Origin of the sequence: Kitasatospora sp. NPDC059462 (assembly GCF_042749955.1) — a bacterium.
GTDB lineage: Bacteria > Actinomycetota > Actinomycetes > Streptomycetales > Streptomycetaceae > Kitasatospora.
Map to the genome: position 1 here is coordinate 1 of NZ_JBHYUU010000007.1, position 5,243 is coordinate 5,243.

Genomic DNA, 5,243 nt, shown 5'->3' on the forward strand with positions numbered 1-5,243 from the left:
ATTGCCCTCGTCATGCTGACCCTCGCAGGCCCCCGGCCCATCCTCCCCGGACGCCAACCCTCAACAGCCTGACCCACACATCAAGCAGGAGAGCCCTTTTTCGTGGTCGCGGGCCACAATCCCGGCGTCCACGGGGCGGTCCTGACGGAGGCGCTGGCGTCCCGGTTCAGCGTGCAGATCCAGGTCGGGACGGATTATGACCTCGCCCAGGCGCTGCGGGTCGATGCCCGGGTGGTCCGGGTCGCCCGGCACCTCGCCGGTCAGGTCGAGCTGGGTGAGCTGGGCTGGGCCCCCCAGCTGCGGGAGCTGCTCGCATTCCAACGGACCGAGGCTGTCCTCGGCGGCCCGGCCGCGTGGGCGAACTTGATCGGGATCGCTCCCCTGGAGGACCGCGACGTCGTCGCCGCCGCCGTCAGCAAGATCGCCGGTATCAAGAACATCAAACCCCTCACCCTCGGCCGGCAGCTCCCCGCCACCACCGCCACGGCCGCCCAGCAGCCCCCGGGCAGCACCAACTCCGCACGCCGGGGCCAGCGATGAGCGCCCACCACCACGTCCTGCCCCCCGTCACCACGCCCGACGACGACGCCGACCTCGCGCGCTGGGACGACGACGGCGCCCCGCCCGCGCAGCCCTCCTCCTCCCCGGCCGCGTGGCTGCGCGTGGGAGCCGAACTCGGCGACCGGCTGGTCGCGCTGTCCGGCCGTCAGGATCTGCTCGTCACCTGTCGCCCCGGCACCCGCAGCGGCGCCCCGGCCGCTTACTACCCCCGTGGCGGCGAGATCGAGTTCGACTCCGACCTGTTCGGCGCCCTCCAGCCGCACGAGATCCACCCGCGGATCGTGGGCGATGAGGAGCGCTATCCCGCCGCCTGGGGAGTGTTCGTCCACGAGGCCGCCCACTCGGCCCACTCCGTATGGGTGGAGCCGACTGGCGCGGCCCCCCGCGTCGTCGAGGCCGCGCTCCTGCTGGAGGAGAGCCGGGTCGAGGGCGCCCACCTGATCAGGCGGCCCACCGACCGCACGTTCCTGCGCACCAGCGCCCGGACCCTGGTCATGCCCGACATCGCCAACCCCAGCGTCCAGGGCATCAGGCACGCGGCCAGCGTGGCGGCCCTCATCCTCGGCCGCCGGGACGCCGGCATCCTCGACGCTGGCGAGACCCGGGCCGTCGCCGACCTGTGCGAACAGGTCCTGGGCAACGAGCTGCTAGCCACCCTCACCGGCATCTGGACCGCGGCCCAACGAACCGCCGACCACAACGGCGCCACCATGCTCGCGCACGGCAAAGCGTGGTGCGACGCCCTGGACACCGTCTCCCCTTCTCTGCCCCTGCCGCAGGGCCTCACCGATCTGCTGTCCGACGCCGTAGGGGTCGTCATGGACAGCATGGACGCCAACGACGCCGCCGACGCCGCGGCCCAGGCCGCCGCGGACAACGCCCTGGCCGCGCAAGCGGAGGCAAAGGCCCAGGGCCGCGCCCAGCAGGCCGGCCAGCGGCGCAAGGCCGCCGCCACCGCGAGGTCTGTTTTCAACCCGAGCGGAACCACCGTCAGCCCCGGCGGCACACCGAGGCCATCCCGGAGCCCGGTGACCGGTACCCGCAAGCCGACCGCCGCCGAGCAGACCGCCGCCGCGCGCCTGAGCCGCGCGCTTCGCGCCGCGGCCTTTCGTGAGCGGACCGAGGAGCGGACCACCAGCCCCACCCCGCCCGGCCGGCTCAACGTCCGCCAGGCCCTCGCCCGCGACGCCCAGCTCGCGAGCGGGTCGATCCCCACAGCAGAGCCGTTCACCGCCACCCGCCGCCGCAGCAGCGCCACCCCGCCGCTGCGGGTGGGCATCGCGGTGGACGTCTCCGGCTCCATGTCGGCCGCCTGCGGGCCCGTCGCGTCCGCTGCCTGGATCGTGGCCCGCGCCGCTGCCCTGACCGGCCCCGACTCTCGCACCGCCACCGTCGCCTTTGACTACGACCTGACAGCATTGACCCGACCCACCCACCGGGCTCCGGACAAGGTGACAACGTTCGCCGCCCGGGGCGCCAGCCACAACCTCGGCGATGCCCTGGACGCGCTCGACCACGGCCTCGACCTCAGCCGCCCCGGCACCGGCCGCCTCCTCGTCGTCGTCACTGACGCCCACTACGACCCGGACGAGACCGCCGAGGCGCTCACCCGCATCAACCGCCTCACCACCACCGGCTGCGCCGTACTCCAGCTCACCCTCACCACGAACTCCCTACACCTGCCGGGGACCACCCTGCTCCACCTGCCCCGGCCCGACAACGCCCCCGCCGCCATCGCCCAGGCCGCCACCACCGCCATCCGCAAGACGCGCTGAGACTCCATCACGCGACCACGGTGATCAGACGCAGGACAGCGCTGCTCTCAGGCCCAGCCTTCGCAGGCTGGGCCTTCGTCGTGTTCGCCTGGAGCAGACAGCGAACCCCCACACGGACTATGCGAATCGGGGCAGTCCAAGTCAACATGGACGACCGCCGCAGCCCCCGCTTCAAGGAGGACGTTCCCCTGCCTGTTGTGATCTCCGCCCCGGTCGTTCGTGGTCCGCGTCCCGGCGACGACATTCCCCACCGAGAGTGGCCCATCGGTGAGGGTAGCCCCGACGCCGTCAGCGCGTTCCTCTACCGGCATGGCTGGGCCTGGGTCATTGACGCCGAGGGCGGCCTACACGCCGCGTCGCCGTGCACCCGGGTCTACCTGGGGTACCAGCCGGACAACCCGCACGCGGACACGTGGCTGATCGCCGTGGACGGCACCGCCCGGCAGCCCGGGTGGCGTGCTCGCTTCGATCGGCACACCCCCGCCGAGCTCGTCCTCGACCTGCTGACCGCGCTGGTCAACCGGTCTACGCCTCTCCCGTTGACCGCTACTACCTCCGCCGCATGAAGGGGCGCCCGCTGACCAGTTGTGTCGCCCTGGTGCGCTGTTCGGGTTCCACCGTCCTCCACCTGCCCTGCCCGGACCGCGGCCCGCTGGTGTCCCTGTGCGGGCGCACCGGGCTCGGCCCGGCCGGTGTGCTCGGCGTCCGGGACACGGTGTGCCGTCTCTGCCCGAGGTCCCGCCACGCCAGCACGGTGTTGCTCGCGCTCGCCGACCGCACGCTGATCCAGACGTCCGGCGGCAAGGACAGCTTGGCGGCGGCGATCGTCGTGATGGGCGCGGCGCGGCGGGCCGGTACGGCGGATCGGGTGCTGATGGTTCACGCTGACCTCGGGGAGGCCGAGTGGCCGGGCACCCAGGCCCTGGTGGAGCGACATGCCTCCTTCTTCGGCGTCCCGTTGGTCGTCCGTGCCCGAGCGGGCGGTTTCATCGGCATGGTCGAGGTGCGCGGCAAGTTTCCCGACGCCCAGCGGCGTCTGTGCACCTCTTCGCTCAAGCGGGACCTGCTGGCCGTGGTGTTCACCGAGGCGACCGTCGACCTCGGGGACCTCGGACGACCGGCCCTGCTCCTGAGCGTGATGGGCTTTCGGGCGGAGGAGTCGCCGAGCCGGGCGAAGCGGGAGCTGCTGTCGATCGACCGACGTGCGAGCAACGGTCGACGGATCGTCCTGCAGTGGGCCCCGGTGCATGCGTACAGCACCGCGCAGGTGTGGGGCAGCATCGCGGCGGCCGGCGCCGAGTACCACCCTGCCTACGACATGGGAAATCGGAGGCTCTCCTGTACCTTCTGCGTCTTGGCCGGGTTCGAGGACCTGGTGCTCGCGGCCCGCCTGCGTCTGACCCTGGCCGCCCGGTATGTCGCTCTGGAAGCCGCCGTGCAGCACCGTTTCAAGCCCGGCCTGTCGATGGCTGAGGTGTACGCCGAAGCGGTCCGGCGCGGCCCGCTGACCGACTGGCGGATCGGTGACGTCCTCGCTCGGTACGTCGGCCCGGCCACCGCCGACTCCTACCGCCGCCGGTACGCCATCGCGGCCTGATGCCGTTCCTCGATGCCGGACCGGACCACCCGAACCCGATCCGACTGCCACCCCCGCTGTTCCTTCGCCCGAATCCTGGTCGTCTCCGCCGCCCTCGACCTCGCCTTCGACGTCTTCTGGGAGCACGACACCACGACCGTCGGCACCCTCCTGACGCTCACCAATCTGGCCGTCGCGTACACCCTGCTCTGCCGTGTCCCGGTCCCGGCCCCGGCCGAGCCCTCCCGTCTCAACCGCCTGCCTCGTCAGCGCGGCCCGCTCCGCTGACCTGCCCCCGTTCGCACGCCGCCGCGCCTCGGCCCGGCGGCCAGCCACCGACGCCGTTCCCGCGTCGGAACCCCGAACACGGAGGCCCGTTGGACCCTGAAACCCTCGATCTGCACGGCACCCGAGTCGGCATCGCCCGCGCCTTCGGCACCGCCTACGGCCCGGCCAGCGGTGCCGGCGAGCGCACCCGCTACCACGTCCTGGCCTACCTTGCCCCCTCCGACCTCTACCTGGTGGCAGTCGGCGCCATCGACTCCGGCTCCCGCTCCACACGCCCCCACCCGCGCGAAGGGCGCTCCGGCTGGACCAGCCCAGAGCAGCTCACCGAACTCGTCGTCGCCCACCCGGTGCGCGACCGTCGCGCCGGTCGCACCTTCTGCCACCACCACATCGTCCCGGCAGCACCCGAACTCCCTTGCCGAATATGCCTGATCCGTCTGCCGCGCACCGACTGCAGCTTCTTCGACCGCTCCCGCTACGCTCCCCTTCCCCCGGAGGCTCTGTGACCACCACCTCGACCATCTCCCGCCGCGGGCTGCGCCGTGCGGCGATCCTGTTGATCCAGCTCGCCGTCCTCTCGGGCGTCGAGGCCGCGGGGGAGGCCGCGGGGGGGCCGTGCTGCGCAGACCGGCGGTGGCCGCGGTCGCGCTCACCGTGTGCGCGGTCTCCGTCCTCTCGGTGCGGGCGGTGTCCCGACGGCTTGACTCCGACGCCGACCGCACGGTGCTGGGCCAGCTGGAGGACGGGGCGGCAACCTGCGAGGAACTGGCCGCCCGGCTTGGCCTGCGCCCGGCCGTCGTACGGCTGAGCCTCACCCGTCTCCTCGCCTCGGGCCAGGTGCGCGAGGACGTCTCCGGTGACTTCGCTCTGGTCGGGCGCTGAAGGACGGTGCCCTCCGGGGTATGCGAATGAGGCGGGGGGGGGGGGGGAGTCGGGCCACCCGCGAACAGGCAGGTGGGGTGGGGAGAGAAAAAAAACCAACCACAACCACCCCAACGACGGATCAAGAGTATTTGTGTGTTAGTTATATAATAAAAAAAACA

Annotated in this window: 6 protein-coding genes and 1 pseudogene; all 7 read left to right on the plus strand. The window is 72.2% G+C overall.

Going from position 1 to position 5,243, the window contains the following annotated elements; translation table 11 throughout:
• Window positions 1-93 precede the first annotated feature (93 nt).
• Window positions 94-540 (plus strand): annotated as a pseudogene (locus tag ACFXAM_RS03400) (hypothetical protein); the annotation flags it as partial.
• A complete protein-coding gene (locus ACFXAM_RS03405; protein WP_380287310.1) occupies window positions 537-2,336 on the plus strand; it encodes a hypothetical protein in 1,800 nt (599 codons plus the stop codon). The pseudogene ACFXAM_RS03400 and the gene ACFXAM_RS03405, both read left to right, overlap by 4 nt.
• A 146-nt stretch (window positions 2,337-2,482) precedes the next feature.
• Window positions 2,483-2,902, plus strand: a complete 420-nt coding sequence (locus ACFXAM_RS03410; protein WP_380287311.1) for a DUF317 domain-containing protein — start codon at window positions 2,483-2,485, stop codon at window positions 2,900-2,902.
• Window positions 2,899-3,933 carry a phosphoadenosine phosphosulfate reductase family protein gene (locus tag ACFXAM_RS03415; protein ID WP_380287312.1) on the plus strand — a complete coding sequence of 345 codons (1,035 nt, stop codon included), beginning with the start codon at window positions 2,899-2,901 and terminating at the stop codon, window positions 3,931-3,933. Before ACFXAM_RS03410 ends, ACFXAM_RS03415 begins: the two co-directional genes overlap by 4 nt.
• A gap of 12 nt (window positions 3,934-3,945) precedes the next feature.
• A complete protein-coding gene (locus ACFXAM_RS03420; RefSeq protein ID WP_380287313.1) occupies window positions 3,946-4,200 on the plus strand; it encodes a hypothetical protein in 255 nt (84 codons plus the stop codon).
• An 89-nt stretch (window positions 4,201-4,289) separates the two neighbouring features.
• Window positions 4,290-4,706 carry a hypothetical protein gene (locus tag ACFXAM_RS03425; protein ID WP_380287314.1) on the plus strand — a complete coding sequence of 139 codons (417 nt, stop codon included), beginning with the start codon at window positions 4,290-4,292 and terminating at the stop codon, window positions 4,704-4,706.
• A gap of 109 nt (window positions 4,707-4,815) precedes the next feature.
• The gene (locus ACFXAM_RS03430; protein ID WP_380287315.1) at window positions 4,816-5,082 is read left to right on the plus strand and encodes a hypothetical protein; all 267 of its coding nucleotides are present in this window, start codon (window positions 4,816-4,818) and stop codon (window positions 5,080-5,082) included.
• The last annotated feature ends 161 nt before the right edge of the window (window positions 5,083-5,243 follow it).

What these genes read in the sequence shown, in the direction of transcription:
- ACFXAM_RS03405 (WP_380287310.1), top strand. Translation starts at nt 537, where the DNA reads ATGAGCGCCCACCACCACGTCCTGCCCCCCGTCACCACGCCCGACGAC.
- ACFXAM_RS03410 (WP_380287311.1), top strand. Translation starts at nt 2,483, where the DNA reads ATGGACGACCGCCGCAGCCCCCGCTTCAAGGAGGACGTTCCCCTGCCT.
- ACFXAM_RS03415 (WP_380287312.1), top strand. Translation starts at nt 2,899, where the DNA reads ATGAAGGGGCGCCCGCTGACCAGTTGTGTCGCCCTGGTGCGCTGTTCG.
- ACFXAM_RS03420 (WP_380287313.1), top strand. Translation starts at nt 3,946, where the DNA reads ATGCCGGACCGGACCACCCGAACCCGATCCGACTGCCACCCCCGCTGT.